We start from the raw sequence: 15,142 nt of genomic DNA, 5'->3' as shown, positions 1-15,142 counted from the left end.
TGACGCGTCATACCATGAAGCACGCATATTCGGAAGACGGCTAACGTGCCCTCTATCGGGCTACAGATCACCTGCGATGCCTGAGGAAAGCGGCGCCTTTGAGGCGCCGCCAGTCCAATTACTTCTGCAGGTTCTGCAGTGAGTTGCCGACCGAAGCAGCCTGAGCGACCGGTGCCGCCGTCGAGGAGACAAGCGTGGCGAACTTGCGGACCTCTGCCAGTGAAGCGTTGGCGATATAGACCAGATCTCGGTTGCGCATGGCGAAGCCCTTGAGCAGGAAGAAGCCGCTCGGGTCCTTCAGATCGACCTGGTAGATAACATTCGTCGTCGCGCCGTAAGGCGAGACCCGACCATGGGTGAGGCGCCGGACCAACTCGGAGGACTCGGTGCGGTAGATGAAGATACCCTTGGCGTTGGCACGTTCGTCATTGAGGCCGCCGACCTTGGCAAGGGCCTGGTTCAGATAGAGCTGCGATTCGTCGAATTGCACGGAGGCATTGGCCGTGGTTGCGCCGAAGACGGTGAAGCTGCGCGGCTGGCGAATGAGTGCGATCACGTCATCGGACTGGACGAAGATGTTCTCCGAAGGGTCGGAGATCAGCCGCTCCATCGGGATCGTCTCGGTGCGCTGCCCGCGGGTGATCTGAACCGACAGCTGATGCGATTCGATCCGCGGTCCGCCGGCATCGGCGATCACGTCGAGCAGTTTCTCGCCGCGGGCCGACAATGGCATTCGCCCGCTCCGGTTCACTTCGCCCGTTACCGTCACGGTGTTGGACACGTTCTTCACGACGCTGACGAGCACCTGCGGTTCCACAGCCATTCGGGCCAGCGCTTTTTCCACCGCCTGCTTCACCTGCTCCGGCGTGCGGCCCGCAGCCTGGATGCTCCCAGCATAGGGCACGGTAATCATGCCCGTTTCGGACACCGGCTGCTCGGGGATGACGGTCGCACCATGCCCGTTGCCGGTATTGAAGAGACCCTCCGGCGAGGCTTCCCAGATCGAGACGGCCACGTAATCGCCGACGCCAATGATGGAAGAGCTGCGCTTGCGCCCGTTACCGAGCGTGTTCGCCAGCTGGTTCTCAACATTACTCGAGAGCACGGTGATGATATCAGGCGTCACATTGATGAGCGTGTATGGCGCATAGGCCTCCTTGGACTCCTGCTCGATCGTCCCGGCGCTCGGACCCGAGCTTGGCATGACGGTACAGGATGTTGTGGAGAGGCCAATGGCAGCCGTCAGCGACAGCAGGGCAAGTCTTGAAAGAAGCGGCATGTGCATCCTTGCGCGCGAGGCTCTCGGTCAGGACGCCCCCGCCCTCGAAAGTCTGATGTCGTTGTCGATATAACAACAGCAATTGTTAAACAATGACCTCCATGCCGCAGCCTCGGAGAATTTCCGCGGTGTGGCAGGATGGCCGAAACGCTCGCTCAGTAGCGGTTGGCGGCGAGGATTTCCGGTCGGCGGCGCCAGACCTTGTCCTTGAACCGGACCGCACGCCGGAGCGGAAAAGCGTCGAACAAGTCCTTACCCGTGTAGGTCAACCCCTCCCAATTGCGATCGATGAAGGTCATCGCCTCCTCCCAGCGCGTCGCCTCATGCAGCGGCTGGAAATAAGTGAGCACCGCATCCCGGCCAACGCCACCATAGAAATCGATCATGCGGTGATCGATCGGTTGGGCGCCGTCGAGCTTCAGGAAATCGGACGCACCCCGGTTGGTCGAAAACCAGGCGCAAGGGATGTTGTAGGTCTCAGCAATGACCAAACCATGAAGACTGGTCGAGAGGATGCGCTTGCATTCCGCGATCTCGCGGACCTTGCTTTCGAAGGCTTCGACCGTCGCATCCGTATAGGTGTTGATGATGGCAATATCGTCGGCCAACTCGGCCGGAATGCCATAGCGCACCAGCGCGGCCTTGACCTTGGCGACGGCCGTCGCCTCCTCCAGCTCGGAGATATGAACGATGACCCCCAGCTCCTTGCGCTTCTTCAAGCCTTCGAGCGGAAAGATGCGCGGCAGGAACCAGACGGGATCCCCGAACACGTCGGGCACCTCGACGCCAAGGGCGCGCAGACCCTTGGCGGTCTGCCGTCCCCGTACGGCGTGAACCACAAGATCGGTCTTGTCCGGCACGCTGTAGCCGGCCAGGGCGCCGGCGGAGTTGCGGCTCAGATCGAAGCCGGTACCCCAGAGATGGACCCGACCGTTCCGCTGTGCGTGACCGATCGTTCCGACGGCGGCCATCCGCTCGACCGGCTGGTCGAAGGAGGCGGGTTTGATCGCGAGCCCCGACATGACGGAGACGACGACGGCGCTCAGGGCGTCGCCGAGATTGGCGTCCGGATGCTGTTTGGTCGTCCAGACCCAGGAGAGGCGCACGGCCGCCGGCGTCCCATCCTCGTCACGGACAAGCGCGGCATCGGCAGGCGCCGGCCTGCGGGCAAACAGTCGTCGCGCGACATCAAGCGGCATGGTTCAGTTCCCCGTGCTGCGACGGATCAAGCGCGTCAGCCAGCCGGGACGCTCCTTCTCGGGCCCCGCCACGCGGGTATTCGCGCTTCTCGCCATCGGCAGAGACCGGATCAACGGATGGTCGAAAGCACTGCCCGTGGGCCCCTTGTCCAGCATGGCGAGCGGCAGCGGAAAGGCTTCGATCAAGGGCGTGTCGTCGAATTGCTTGGGCGTCCAGCTGCGATCGACGGCATCGATGACCGCCTGCCAGTCCGTTTCCTGCCGGCGCGGCTGATACCAGACGTCGAGAGCATCAAGTCCGAGCCCACGATAGAGATCGACGAACCGCAGATCGAGCCCTTCCTCCAGCGTCAGATCGATGGTCCCGGGGCCCGCCTCGGAGGCGCGCGGGGAGAAATAGAGGCAGGGAATGCCGTAGCTTTCCGCGAAGACCATGCCGTGCAGACTGGTCGAAATGATGCGTTTGCAGGAGAGAATGTCGTCGAGCCGCTCGCGCAGCGCATCGACGGAAATCGGCGTTACCGTATTGATCAGCTTGACCGTGTTGCGATCCGACTCAGAGACGAGATGGCGCAGCGCGCCTTCCTTCGGATGCGCATCGAAATCGCGGTCCGCGAGTTCGGAGAGATGCAGGATCACACCCAGTTCGTGACGTTTCTCACGCGGCGCCTCGTGGAAGCGCGGCAGGAGCCAAAGCGGATCCCCGTAGACGGCGGGGCCTGTCGCATCGGGCGCCAGCACGCGGCGGCTGAAGGGGCCGCGGGTCGCATAGGTCGAGACGCGGGTATTGGCCGGTCGTGCATAGGGTATCTTGTTTTCTGCCGACTGGTGCGGATTGAGATGCGGCGACGTCCCAGTCCCCCAGAACGAGACATCTCCTCCGGCGAACATATGGCCAATCGTCCCCACGGCGGCCAGGCGGACGCTGTTGGATTTTGCTGCGACATGATGCACCGGGAGTCCTGACATCATGCCGACAATGACGGCGGACAGCGCATCGCCGAGATTGAGATAGGGCTCTTTGCCGGTGGTCGTCACCCAGGAAAGCGGAATGGAGCCCTTGGAGGCGACGAGATCGAGAAGGTCTTTGGACAAATCACACCCTAACGGCCAGACGACGGAAATGGGGGACCGGCCGTCGGGTCCGCCCCCTTGAGAAGCGCCGGGCGTATACCATAGGGTTGAACTGTGCGAAAGTAGAGGCAGAGCGCCGTGCCTCGCAACAGAATGGACGGCGCCATGGCAGGCGGCGTCGCACCGAACGGCCACGTCAATCTTTGCAGGTTCTTATGTATCGACTGTCCATGACCCCGCTGGCGATCGAAACGCCGCAGGTTCTCTATGATCTCTCTCGCCTGGTGCGCAGCATCAACAAGCCGTTCGGCACTGGCGTCGACCGGATCGACCTTGCCATCGGGCTGGATCTCGTCGATCGCTTCGGCGATCGCTGCCACTTCATCCATGCCGGTTTGCATGGCGTTCGTCGGCTGCGCGCGGCGGAAGGTCGCAGCGTGCTCTCTCATCTGGACCAAGCCTGGAACGGCGGCACCGGCCGGGCTCTTGCCGCAAAGCAGGCGACCGCACTATCGTTGCGCAGCTGGTTGGGCCGCCGTCTAGACAATTTTTCCGATCTGGCCGTGGCGGACACGACCTATGTCGTCGCCTCCCATTCCGGGCTCGGCAAGGTGAAGGGCGCCTTGCGTCGCATCGATCCTCAGGCGCGGATGCGGCGGCTCGTCTATATCCACGACCTCATTCCGATCGACTATCCGGAATATCAGCGGCCGGAAACGCTGCCGCAGTTCTCCGCCTATCTCGATCAGCTCTTGGATGCGCCGGCCCGGATCGTCACAAACTCCGCCGACACGGCCAGGCGGGTCGCGGCCTATAGCGCGCAGCGGCGTTATCCGATCACCGGCACCGATGTCGTCATTCCGCATCTGACCTTCCGCTCGCCGCCCTCCTCCCAGATCGGCGCGCGGGTGCGCGCGGTCATGGATGATCCGCGGCCGCTCTTCGTCACGCTCGGCACGATCGAGCCGCGAAAGAACCATCTTCTTCTGCTGCATATCTGGCGCGTGCTCGCAGAGCAGGGCGAGCCACCCCGGCTCTGCATCATCGGCAAGCGGGGTTGGGAGAACGAGAACGTCGTTGATATTCTCGAGCGCTGTTCCGCAGTCAGCGGCCATGTGCTCGAATTCGGCAGTCTGTCGGATGAAGAGGTGCAGGCCCTGCTGCGGCACAGCCGGGCGCTCCTCTTTCCATCCTTTGCGGAAGGCCTCGGCATCCCGCTCCTGGAAGCAGCCGCGCTCGGCGTTCCGGCCATCGTCTCCGACCTCCCGGTCTTTCACGAGATCGCGCCGGAGGGCACCGTGTTCCTCAGTCCGGTTGACGGGCTCGGATGGATGCGCGAAATCGAAACCAGAGCCAAGGGCGAGGCAGCGGCAAGACAGGAACTGCAGGCGTGACCGTCACCTTCAAGAATGTCCACAAGACGCTTGGGCGCAAGGCCAAGAAGACGCTCGTCTTCGAGGGCGCTTCGGCCGAGATCCCCGGCGACCGCATCACCGGCGTGCTCGGCGCGCCGCGCAGCGGCAAATCGACGATGGCCAATCTGACGATCGGTAAGGTCCGCCCCGATCGCGGCTCCGTGCGCCGCGGCTCGCTGGTCTCCTTTCCCATGGCGAGCGGCGTCGTCTTCAACGGCTCGCTCACCCCCCGCGAAAACCTCGCCTTCCTCTGCCGCGTCTTCGGCTTCGATCCTGTGCCGATCATCCGCTTCGTCAACGAGTTTACCGAGGCCGGCAAGTGGATGGACAAGCCGATGCGCGAGGTCGACCGCGATACGCGCACCCGGCTGATTTTCACCGCCGGCTACGCCATTCCTTTTGAGACCTATATCGTCGACGAAAACATTCTTGGCGGGCGCGGCGAGTTTCGCGAGCGCTGCGTCGAGCTGGTGGCGGAGCGCATGCAGACGGCAGGCTTCATCATCTACACCTCGTCGCCAAGCCTTTTGAAGCGCTATTGCACGGACTTCTTCGTCATCGACCAGCACAAGATCTTTCCGGCCGAGACGATAGACGAAGCTGTCGCCCGGCTGGGCAATGATCATGTTCGCGACAGCAGCGGCGAGGTCGACGGGATCGACGAGACGGGCGAGGAAGTCAACTTCGTCAGCGCGGACTGATCCCTCATCATGGTGTCTCCCGCAAGAACCGCCGCCGAAGGGCGCCGCCTCACCTACGCCTTTCATTTCCAAGCCTGGAAACGCGACTTTCTACGCCGCTACTTTCCCGAACGACGTTTCGTTTTCGTCCCCTTTCATCGTTCGGAAAGCGAGCTGGAGCGGACCGTCCTCCGGTCCGTGAGCCTTGAAGACGGGCCGGATTTTTTCGTCTGGAGCCTGAACCTGCCGGAGGCCGCGCGACGCTTCGCCGCAGCGCATCGCATTCCCGTCTATCATGTCGAGGATGGCTTTATCCGTTCGGCTGTGCTCCAGGCCGGCCGCACGCCGCCGCTCTCGCTGATCGTCGACAGCCGCACGCCCTATTTCGACAGCCGGCAGCCCTCGGATCTCGAGGTCATTCTTTCCACCTATGATTTCGAGGCCGATCCGGCGCTCATGGACCGTGCAGCCTCGGCGATCGAGATGCTGCGGCGTGGTGGCATCGGCAAGTATAATAGCGGCGAGCTTGCGGGTCGGCCGATCTATCCCGCAAAGACCAGGCGGCGCGTTCTCGTGCTTGGCCAGGTCGATGGCGACGCCTCGATCCGCTACGGCGCTGCTCGCCCGATCACAAACGACGCTCTGGTGCGCCTGGCTGCAGCCGACAACCCGGATGCCGAGATCATCTACAAACCGCACCCTGACGTGCTGGCCGGCGTGCGCTCCTCACGCGCCCGGTTGGACGAGCTCGCGCGCATCGCGACGATCCTCAGGGTCCGCAGCCCCCTCGCCCAGGCACTCGAAACCATTGACCACGTCTATTCCATGACATCGCTCGGCGGTTTCGAGGCATTGCTGCGCGGCATTCCCGTGACGGTGACCGGCCTGCCCTTCTATGCCGGCTGGGGGCTGACGGACGACCGCCACGACAATCTGCGCCGCACCCGTCGGCTGACGCTTACCCAAGTCTTTGCCGGCGCCTACCTGCTCTACCCGCTCTATTTCGAGCCGGAGACCGGCGCGCGGACCAGCTTCGAAGACGTAATCCGCACACTTTACCGGCCGCTGGCTCCGGCGTTCCAGTCGGAGGAAAGCCGGGTGTCGCGCAGGAAGGCTTTGGGGCTCTTCGGCTGGCGCCGCAGCTTCCTGCCGCTGGTCTCGAGCCTTGTTGGTCGCGTGGGAACGGAGGAGGATGCCCGCTATTTCGAGGCGTTCCCGGCCGATTTTTTCCAGGAACGTCCGGAAGCAGCCCTGCGAAGAATTGGCGCCCTCCTCTTCCCGCCGGGGCGCCTCGGACCATGAAGGGGCCCCCCGCGCAGTTGCTTCGCCACCGGCATTCGCTTAGATAGCCACGCGCCTTTGCCCCTTCGCGCGGCGGATGCCTTACGCGGGAACGCCATGATCTGCCGACCGCCGGACACTCTTTAGGAACGACGTCTTCGATGGCCAAACCTCGCATCATGATCGATGGCTACAATCTCGCACTCGAGAAGGGGACAGGGATTGCCACCTATGCCCGCAACCTCGCCGAAGAGGTGAAGGATCTCGGCCATCCCGTCGATCTTCTCTATGGCGTGCGGACCGGCGGCAAGTCGGAGCTTCTCTCGGAGGTGGGCTTTTTCGATCCGTCGGGCTACAAGATGACGCCGGCCTCGGTGATCCGCCAGCTGACGACATCGCCGCTGGGGACGAGGGCGCGCGAGATCAAGCTGACCGGCAAGGTCATCGCGCGGCATCTGCAGGGTTCGCTGCCGGAGCATGACCGTATCGTCAACCGCGCCAACCTCTTCTCCTTCTCCCGCTGGCATCTTCGAACCTTCGGCCAGTTCCTCGATGTCGACTACGAAAACCGCGCTCAGATTGCGCATTGGACTTATCCGATGCCGGTCAAGATGCCGAAGGCGGCCAATCTCTACACGATCCATGACCTCGTGCCGCTCCGGCTGCCTTACGCGACGCTCGACAACAAGCGGGAGTTCATGAAGGTGGCGCGCCGCATCGCCCAGAAGGCCGATCACATCGTCACCGTGTCGGACGTCTCCAAGGTCGATATCGTCAATCTTCTCGATGTCGATGAGAGCCGGGTCACCAACACCTATCAGGCCGTGCGGCTGCCGAGGAAGATCCTCGACCGCGACGAGGATGCCGTGCGCGACGAGGTCGAGATGTTTTTCGGCCTGCAGGCCAAGAAATACTTCCTGTTCTTCGGCGCGATCGAGCCCAAGAAGAACATTGGCCGACTGATCGAGGCCTATCTGGCCAGCCAGTCGCCCTATCCTCTCATCATCGTCGGCCAGCTCGTCTGGAAGGACAATCGCGAGCTGAGGCTGCTCGATGCGCTGGTCCCGGAAGGCGATACTGGCCGGCTGGCACCGCCGCGCAGCACCGGCCGGAAGAAGGGCGGCTCGATCATGCGGGTCGATTATCTGCCCTTCAGCCTGCTCACCTCGATGATCCGCTGTGCGCGCGCCGTGGTCTTTCCTTCCCTCTACGAAGGCTTCGGCTTGCCGATCCTCGAAGCCATGCAGCTCGGCACGGCGGTGATTACCGGCACGGAGGGCGCGAACCCGGAAGTGGCGGGCGATGCTGCGCTGCTCGTCGATCCCTATGACGTGCAATCGATCGCCAGCGGCATCCGTACCCTAACCTATGACGACGACATGCTCGCCCATTATGAACAGGCGGGTCGGGCGCGGGCCGAACTCTTCTCGCCGGAGCGCTATGCCGAGCGGCTGCAGGCCCTTTATGCGAAATTCTCCTGAGCGGGTGATGAGATCATGACCGAGGCCAAGGCGCGGCTGGAGCAGCTGACGGCGAGAGCCAGAGAGGCCGCGGTGACCGGGACCAGCCCGGAGGTGGCCGCGCTGCTGCTCGAGCTGGCGGCGGCGATCGACGAGGTGCAGGTCCAGATGGACGACGTCAGACGCGAGGCCTTCCGCGAAGGCATTCGCGGCGCGGCCAAGGTGATCCGCAACCGTCAGGCCTCGCCGGGCTCGGCGCTCGGCGACATGCTGTCGGCGGCCAATGCCGACCCGGAGGCCTTTGCATTGGAAGTGGAGAAGGCGGGGGCAAAGGAGCCGGTCACGCTGGATCTCCTGCGCAAGCTGCGTGGCAAGGTGACCAATGCCAAAGAGGGCACCGACGAGATCGACGAGATTTTGAAGACCGTCTATTATTCGGTGATGAACGAGCGCACTCCCACGGCCTCGGATATCCTTCCGCCGGGTTCCCCCTCCCGCTCGCTTGATGTCACGACCTTCATGATCGAGCGCATGCTGCGGGACGGCTGGTGGACGCTCGGGAACAGCGGCGTCAATGCCGGTGAGAAGCCGGTGGGCAAGATCGGCCTCAACGCCCAGCAGAGCTCGAAGCCGCACACGGCCGAAACCACGCCTCTGGCCCTGATCTCCGCGCTGGTGCTGACCCTGATCGAGGCCAGCAAGGGCCGCTGACGCCACCTGTACCTATGGGGAGAACAGGATCCGAACTTGGCCGTCAGGCGGCCGGACGCGCCTTGTCGGCGAGCTTCAGCGCCCGCACGTCATGCTGGAGCGCCAAGGCCTCCAGCAGCGGATGCTCCCAGATCGTCTTGCCCACGGGAGCGCTCAGAGGATCGAGATCGAGCGGGAAGGCGTCGAGCAGGGCGTCGGCGTCGAAGGGCTTTTCGGTCCAGCTGGCATCGATGGCGGCGATGAGCGCCGGCCAATCCGTCTCGAGCCCATGCGGCTGCGTATAGACGGGCAGCGCTTTCTGGCCGAGGCCGCGATAGAGATCGAAGACGCGCGGATCCATGTTGCAGGCGCCCTCCAGGCTGCGGGTGGCCAGGCCCTGTTCGCCGCCGCTCGGCGGGAAATGCAGGCAGGGAATGCCGTAGCTTTCGGCAAAGACCATACCATGCAGGCTGGTCGAGACGATGCGCTCGCAGGCGCGAATCTCGTCAATGCGCGCCTTCATCCCCGCCATGCTGATCGGGGTCACCGTGTTGATCAGGTGGATCTCGTCGGCAAGATGCGCCGGGATCTTGTACCTGAGAAGCTCCGGCTTGAGATGCGCCTCATAGGCACGGTCGGAAAGCTCGGAGAGATGGACGATGACGCCGAGCTTCCACTTCTTTTCGACCGGTGGCGCGTAGAAGCGCGGCAACAGCCAGACCGGATCGCCATAGACCCCGACCGAACCCTCCGGCTTGCCGGTCAGCAGCACCTCCGAATAGGGCCCACGCGTGGCGGTCACGTGGAAGCCTTTCTCATGCGCGACGGAGAAGGGAAGCCGCTCGGGTTCCGGGGCCGAAGGGTTGGACCAAGCCGAGCAGCCGGTGCCCCAGAACCAGACCTCGCCGCCCGAAAATCCGTGCCCGATCGTGCCGACACAGGCCATCCGCAGCGAGGTCGATTTGCTTGGCACTCGCTCGATGTCTCGCCCGGCGAGAAGCGCCACCATCACCGCGCTCAGGGCATCGCCGATATTGAGGTAATCCATCGCCATGGTGGAGCCGGCCCAGGACAAAGGAACCGTGCCGGTCTGGCGCACATGTTCGGCGAGCCGGTTGGTCTTCATGGCGAATGCTCCTTATGCCTGCCTTCGCGTCGCACTGCTGCGAGCGAAGGTTTTGGCTTAAGGATCGCGCTTCATTCCGGAAGTCAAGACTTTCAAAGAGAGGGTGCAGCCAGTCGGGGTGTCGCTGCCTCGTCGGGCAGCGGCATGAGCGTGAACAGTTCCTGCGCCAGTTTGACGCCGCGCAGCGCATAGCGGCCGACCGAGACCAGTTCGCGATCGCGCGGCGGCGGGGCGGCGGAGACGAAGGGCGAGGACATGAGCACCGGGCGATCGACGAAACGGCAGAGCGAGGCGATGCGGCTCACCTCGTTCACGGCCGGGCCGATGACGGTGAAGTCCAGCCGGTCGGCGCTGCCGATATTGCCATAGAAGACATCGCCGATATGCAGGCCGAGATAGACCATGGTGGTGGGCCGGCCCTCCGCGGCGCGGCGAGCATTGAGCGCGTCGAGCTTGGCCCGCAGCAGCCGCTCGGCCCTCAGCGCCTGGCCGCAGGCCTCTTCGCGGTCTTCGGCCTTGAAGATGGCAAGCGTCCCGTCGCCGATCAGCTTCAGCACATTGCCGCCCGCCTCGTGGATCGCGGAAATGACTGCGTCCGCATACTCGTTGAGGAAGGGAATGATCTCGTCCGGCGCCAGGCTCTCGGTGATGCGGGTGAAGCTTTGCAGGTCGGAAAACCAGAGCACGGCGGAGATCCGCTCGGCCCGCCCGCGCGAGATGCGCCCCTGCAGGACGCGGGTCGCCGCATCTTCCCCGAGATAGACGCGGGCGATCGTGTGGGAGATGCGGTTCAGCGAGCCGGCCTTAATGGCCAGCGCCAGAACCGGGACCAGGCTGCGCAGGGCTTCCAGATGCGCCTCGGTAAAGCCCTCCTCCTCCAGCGTCGTCCAGTTGGAATAGAAGCAATCCATTTCGCCGATATGGCTGTCCTGGGCGAAGCGATGGATCATGGCGACATAGTCGCGGTGGCCGGCGGCCAGCAGCGTGTCGAGCATGTAGAAATCGAGCGGCTCGCCGAGGCCGATGCGCCGGCGGATCTCGTCGCCATTGGTCTCGCGCAGATGATGGAAGGCGGAACGCTTCCAGTTCTCCGCGGCATTGCCCTCCACGGTCGGTTCGTAGTCGAAGACGCTGTCGACCGGCTCGCGGCTGTCCCACTGAAAGGCGCGACCTTCGTAAACCGGATGCAGCGTGTCGATCAGCGCGAGTGCGCGGGAGAGCGGTAGGCCGGCGGCGACGCAGCGGTCGCAGAAGCCTTGGAGGATCTCGCTTTCATCCGTGCCCTTCAGGCCCTGGGTGGTCAGCCAGGCGGCGATGGGGGCAGTGTCGATTTTGTTGATCATCTCGGTCCTCCGGCAGCGGGCCCGCGCACGATGGTGGCGGGCAGGACGTCCGGCTGCCCGACTCGTTTTGTCTGGAGGCGGAGGGTCTAGACCGAAAAAGCGCGTGAGGAAACAAAGTCTCTCAACGTAGCGCATAGAGCGCGCGGGACCGCTCCAGATGCTTGCGCATCGCTTCGTCGGCAGCCTCGGCATCGCGCTTGGCCAGGCAGGAGATGATGTCCTCGTGTTCGGCCAAGGTAAATTTCTCCTTCCCTGTCCAGATCAGCATATCCGTGTGGTATTCGCGCAGCCAGGCGAGCATGGCCTCGCTCAGCGCCACATAGATCGGGTTGCCGGAAATCCGGGCGATCCGGGTATGGAAGTCCATATCGGCGGAGATGAAGGGCTCGGCCGATCCGAGCGAACTCCGCTGACGATCGAGAATCTCGTCCAGTGCCTCGATGTCCTCCGGCGTCGCGCGAAGGGCGGCTTCGCGCGCCATGCCGCGCTCGAAGAAGATGCGGGCACTTTTCAGATGTTCGAGCGAGTCCGAAGATTTGGCGAGCATGATCTTGGCGGCGGTATCCACCTGCCGGAAGATCGACTGCGCGGTCAATTCCAGCACCCGCGCCCGCTCACCATGGGAGATTGCCACCAGCCCCATATTGGCCAGCGCCTGCATGGCCTCGCGGATCGCCGGGCGGCCGACCTGGAAACGCTCCATAAGCTCCCGCTCGGACGGCATCTCGTCCCCCGGGTGAAGCTCCCCCTCGGTAATCATGTCCTTCAGCCGGGCGAAGACCTCGTCGGAGAGCTTTCGGCGGACGATCGGTTCCTGGATCTTCGTCATGGGACTCATGGGGCGTGGCGATCCTCTCATTTGGCACGGCGGGCACGCAGCTGCAAAGAGCCTTCTCGGCCGGCACATGGACTTGCGCCAATGCTATACTCATTATACCAGTTGGTCGACCGAGCCTGAGGAGCAGACCATGATTACCGTCACCTACCGGATCGAGACGCCAGGCAGCGTCGGAGCCATGGCGGAGAAGATCGCCAGCGATCAGTCGACCGGCACTTTCGTTCCCGTTCCCGGCGAGACGGAGGAGCTGAAAGCCCGCGTCGCGGCCCGGGTGCTAGAGATCCGGCCGTTGGCCGATGCGGCGCGGCCAAGTTGGCCGGAGGCTACGGAGGGCACCGGCCCGATCCGCCGTGCGGATGTCGATATCGCCTTCCCTCTCGACGCGATCGGCACCGATCTCTCGGCGCTGATGACTATCGCCATTGGCGGAATCTTTTCCATTCGCGGCATGACGGGCCTGAGGGTCGTCGACCTGAAGCTGCCGCCGGAATATGGCGCGGCCCACCCTGGCCCGCAATTCGGCATTGCCGGCAGCAAGGCCCTGACCGGCGTCTCCGGAAGGCCGATCATCGGCACGATCGTCAAGCCGGCACTCGGGCTTCGCCCGGCCGAGACAGCCGCGCTGGTCGGCGAGTTAATCGAGTCCGGGGTCGACTTCATCAAGGACGACGAGAAGCTGATGAGCCCGGCCTATTCGCCGCTGAAGGACCGGGTGGCGGCCATCATGCCGCTGATCCTCGATCATGAGCAGAAGACCGGCAAGAAGGTCATGTATGCCTTCGGTATCTCCCACACCGATCCAGACGAGATGATGCGCAACCATGATCTGGTGCTCGAAGCCGGCGGAAACTGCGCCGTCGTCAACATCAATTCGATCGGCATGGGCGGGATGGCCTTCCTGCGCAAGCGCTCCGGCCTGGTGCTGCACGCCCATCGCAATGGCTGGGACGTGTTGACGCGTCATCCGGGCATCGGCTTCGACTTCAAGGTCTGGCAGCAATTCTGGCGGCTGCTCGGTGTCGACCAGTTCCAGATCAACGGCATTGGCGTGAAATATTGGGAGCCGGACGAGAGCTTCGTCGAATCCTTCAAGGCCGTCTCGACCCCGCTCTTCTCGCCAGCCGATTGCCCGCTGCCGGTCGCGGGCTCCGGCCAGTGGGGCGGGCAGGCGCCGGAAACCTATCGGCGCACCGGGCGGACGCTCGATCTCCTTTATCTCTGCGGAGGCGGCATCGTCAGCCATCCCGATGGACCGGCGGCAGGGGTCCGCGCCGTCACCCAGGCCTGGGAGGCGGCGGTGAAGGAGATCCCGCTCGAAACCTATGCAGCGGATCATCCGGAACTGGCTGCTTCGCTCAAGAAGTTCGGGGGCAAGGATGCCTGAGGCGATGACTCCGCTGCTGCTCAGCTATTATGGCGACGACTTCACCGGCTCGACCGACGTCATGGAATCGCTGTCCGTCCATGGCGTCGACACCGTCCTGTTCCTGCGCGTACCCGACGCGGCGCTGCTGTCGCGCTTTTCGAACTGCCGCGCGATCGGCCTTGCCGGCACCAGCCGCAGCGAGACGCCGGAATGGATGGACGCGCATCTGCCGGAGGTCTTCTCCTTCCTGAAGAACCTAAAGGCTGCCGTCTGCCACTACAAGGTCTGCTCCACCTTCGATTCGAGCCCCGAGACCGGCAATATCGGCCGGGCGGTCGAGATCGGCGCGCGGATCTTCGATCAGCGCCTGGTCCCGCTCCTCGTCGGTGCGCCGCAATTGAAGCGGTACACGGCCTTCGGCACGCTCTTTGCCGCCTACCAGGGCGAGACCTATCGGATCGACCGACACCCGGTGATGAGCCGACACCCGGTGACGCCGATGGGCGAGGCGGATCTGCGCCTGCATCTGGCAAAACAGACCGCATTACCGGTTCGCCTTGCCGATCTCGCTACACTGGCCTCTGGCGATGCCGATAGCCGTATCGATGCCTTGTCCGACGATTTCGACGGCATGCTGCTGTTTGATGTCGACAGCCTGGACAGCCAGCGCGCAGCCGGCACCCAACTGGCGCGGCTCAATCATCATGGTTTGCGCTTCATGGCCGGCTCCTCCGGCGTCGAATATGCGCTTCTTTCCCGCTGGCAGGCGGAAGGCATTACGCCGGGGCCGCGGGGCTTTACCGAGCCCGGACCAGCCGAACGGATCGCCGTCGTCTCCGGCAGCGTGTCGCCCACCACCGAGCGCCAGATCCGACAGGCGGGACCAGACGGGTTCGAGACCGTGCCGGTCGATCCGCTGGCGCTGATCGGCGAGAGCGGTGACGCAGCCCGGCAGGCAGCCGTTCAGGCCGGGATGGCCGCACTTGAGCAGGGGCGCAGTGTCATCCTGCATACGGCGCTTGGACCGGGTGCCGATCAGGGGACCGCGATCGACCGCGTGCCTGGAAGCCGCCACAAGATCGGCCAGGCCCTCGGTCTAATTCTTCTTGAGCTTGTGGAGCAGGCGGGACTGACCCGCGCGGTAATTGCCGGCGGCGATACGTCGAGCCATGCCCTGACCGCCTTGAAGGTCGAGGCTCTGACAACGCTCCTCCCCCTGCCCCAGACCCCGGGCTCTCCGCTCTGCACCGCGCATGGGTCTCACGGACCGACCAATGGATTGCAAATTTCCCTCAAGGGCGGCCAGGTCGGGACGGACGGCTACTTCGCCCAGATCCGAGATGGGCGGCGTGACTAGGCTAAGCCGCTGATCCGGCTCGTTGTTGGCGAGC

The 15,142-nt window shown here is 64.0% G+C and carries 13 protein-coding genes; 7 read left to right on the top strand and 6 right to left on the bottom strand.

The window, feature by feature from the left end; genetic code table 11:
- Window positions 1-118: 118 nt before the first annotated feature.
- From ACLE20_RS10040 to ACLE20_RS10030, 3 genes are all read right to left on the bottom strand, one after another.
- Complete coding sequence (locus tag ACLE20_RS10040; RefSeq protein WP_410940131.1) at window positions 119-1,279, bottom strand: polysaccharide biosynthesis/export family protein; 1,161 nt, start codon at window positions 1,277-1,279, stop codon at window positions 119-121.
- Window positions 1,280-1,434: 155 nt separating this feature from the next.
- The gene (locus ACLE20_RS10035) at window positions 1,435-2,478 is read right to left on the bottom strand and encodes a polysaccharide pyruvyl transferase family protein (protein WP_410940130.1); all 1,044 of its coding nucleotides are present in this window, start codon (window positions 2,476-2,478) and stop codon (window positions 1,435-1,437) included.
- 3 nt (window positions 2,479-2,481) lie between these two features.
- Complete coding sequence (locus ACLE20_RS10030; protein WP_410940129.1) at window positions 2,482-3,573, bottom strand: polysaccharide pyruvyl transferase family protein; 1,092 nt, start codon at window positions 3,571-3,573, stop codon at window positions 2,482-2,484.
- Window positions 3,574-3,782: 209 nt separating this feature from the next.
- On the opposite strand from ACLE20_RS10030, the gene ACLE20_RS10025 reads away from it, so the two are divergent.
- The 5 genes from ACLE20_RS10025 to ACLE20_RS10005 all read left to right on the top strand — a co-directional run bounded on the left by ACLE20_RS10025 (window position 3,783) and on the right by ACLE20_RS10005 (window position 9,099).
- Complete coding sequence (locus ACLE20_RS10025) at window positions 3,783-4,946, top strand: glycosyltransferase family 4 protein (protein ID WP_410940128.1); 1,164 nt, start codon at window positions 3,783-3,785, stop codon at window positions 4,944-4,946.
- A complete protein-coding gene (locus ACLE20_RS10020) occupies window positions 4,943-5,668 on the top strand; it encodes a hypothetical protein (protein WP_410940127.1) in 726 nt (241 codons plus the stop codon). Before ACLE20_RS10025 ends, ACLE20_RS10020 begins: the two co-directional genes overlap by 4 nt.
- Window positions 5,669-5,845: 177 nt before the next feature.
- On the top strand, window positions 5,846-6,949 hold the full coding sequence (locus tag ACLE20_RS10015) for a capsular polysaccharide biosynthesis protein (RefSeq protein ID WP_410940126.1): 1,104 nt from the start codon (window positions 5,846-5,848) through the stop codon (window positions 6,947-6,949).
- A gap of 140 nt (window positions 6,950-7,089) precedes the next feature.
- Window positions 7,090-8,409, top strand: a complete 1,320-nt coding sequence (locus ACLE20_RS10010) for a glycosyltransferase family 4 protein (protein WP_410940125.1) — start codon at window positions 7,090-7,092, stop codon at window positions 8,407-8,409.
- A 15-nt stretch (window positions 8,410-8,424) separates the two neighbouring features.
- The gene (locus ACLE20_RS10005) at window positions 8,425-9,099 is read left to right on the top strand and encodes a hypothetical protein (protein WP_410940124.1); all 675 of its coding nucleotides are present in this window, start codon (window positions 8,425-8,427) and stop codon (window positions 9,097-9,099) included.
- A 43-nt stretch (window positions 9,100-9,142) separates the two neighbouring features.
- On the opposite strand, the gene ACLE20_RS10000 is transcribed toward ACLE20_RS10005, so the two are convergent.
- The 3 genes from ACLE20_RS10000 to ACLE20_RS09990 all read right to left on the bottom strand — a co-directional run bounded on the left by ACLE20_RS10000 (window position 9,143) and on the right by ACLE20_RS09990 (window position 12,376).
- A complete protein-coding gene (locus ACLE20_RS10000) occupies window positions 9,143-10,204 on the bottom strand; it encodes a polysaccharide pyruvyl transferase family protein (RefSeq protein WP_410940123.1) in 1,062 nt (353 codons plus the stop codon).
- 92 nt (window positions 10,205-10,296) lie between these two features.
- Window positions 10,297-11,544 (bottom strand): adenylate/guanylate cyclase domain-containing protein, encoded by a 1,248-nt coding sequence (locus ACLE20_RS09995; protein ID WP_410940231.1) that lies wholly within the window; start codon window positions 11,542-11,544, stop codon window positions 10,297-10,299.
- A gap of 124 nt (window positions 11,545-11,668) precedes the next feature.
- Window positions 11,669-12,376, bottom strand: coding sequence for a transcriptional regulator NanR (locus tag ACLE20_RS09990; protein ID WP_410940122.1), 708 nt, complete (start codon window positions 12,374-12,376; stop codon window positions 11,669-11,671).
- Here ACLE20_RS09990 and oiaX point away from each other — a divergent pair.
- The gene (gene oiaX / locus ACLE20_RS09985) at window positions 12,306-13,769 is read left to right on the top strand and encodes a 3-oxo-isoapionate-4-phosphate decarboxylase OiaX (RefSeq protein WP_410940121.1); all 1,464 of its coding nucleotides are present in this window, start codon (window positions 12,306-12,308) and stop codon (window positions 13,767-13,769) included. The genes ACLE20_RS09990 and oiaX overlap by 71 nt on opposite strands.
- 4 nt (window positions 13,770-13,773) lie before the next feature.
- Entirely contained in the window at window positions 13,774-15,108 is a 1,335-nt protein-coding gene (locus ACLE20_RS09980; RefSeq protein WP_410940120.1) for a four-carbon acid sugar kinase family protein, read from the top strand.
- The last annotated feature ends 34 nt before the right edge of the window (window positions 15,109-15,142 follow it).

It is taken from the genome of Rhizobium sp. YIM 134829 (assembly GCF_046546455.1).
This window is presented reverse-complemented; position numbering and strand designations above follow the sequence as displayed.

What these genes read in the sequence shown, in the direction of transcription:
- ACLE20_RS09990 (WP_410940122.1), bottom strand. Translation starts at nt 12,376, where the DNA reads ATGACGAAGATCCAGGAACCGATCGTCCGCCGAAAGCTCTCCGACGAG.
- ACLE20_RS10035 (WP_410940130.1), bottom strand. Translation starts at nt 2,478, where the DNA reads ATGCCGCTTGATGTCGCGCGACGACTGTTTGCCCGCAGGCCGGCGCCT.
- ACLE20_RS10005 (WP_410940124.1), top strand. Translation starts at nt 8,425, where the DNA reads ATGACCGAGGCCAAGGCGCGGCTGGAGCAGCTGACGGCGAGAGCCAGA.
- ACLE20_RS10010 (WP_410940125.1), top strand. Translation starts at nt 7,090, where the DNA reads ATGGCCAAACCTCGCATCATGATCGATGGCTACAATCTCGCACTCGAG.
- ACLE20_RS10000 (WP_410940123.1), bottom strand. Translation starts at nt 10,204, where the DNA reads ATGAAGACCAACCGGCTCGCCGAACATGTGCGCCAGACCGGCACGGTT.
- ACLE20_RS10040 (WP_410940131.1), bottom strand. Translation starts at nt 1,279, where the DNA reads ATGCCGCTTCTTTCAAGACTTGCCCTGCTGTCGCTGACGGCTGCCATT.
- ACLE20_RS09980 (WP_410940120.1), top strand. Translation starts at nt 13,774, where the DNA reads ATGACTCCGCTGCTGCTCAGCTATTATGGCGACGACTTCACCGGCTCG.
- oiaX (WP_410940121.1), top strand. Translation starts at nt 12,306, where the DNA reads ATGTCCTTCAGCCGGGCGAAGACCTCGTCGGAGAGCTTTCGGCGGACG.
- ACLE20_RS10025 (WP_410940128.1), top strand. Translation starts at nt 3,783, where the DNA reads ATGACCCCGCTGGCGATCGAAACGCCGCAGGTTCTCTATGATCTCTCT.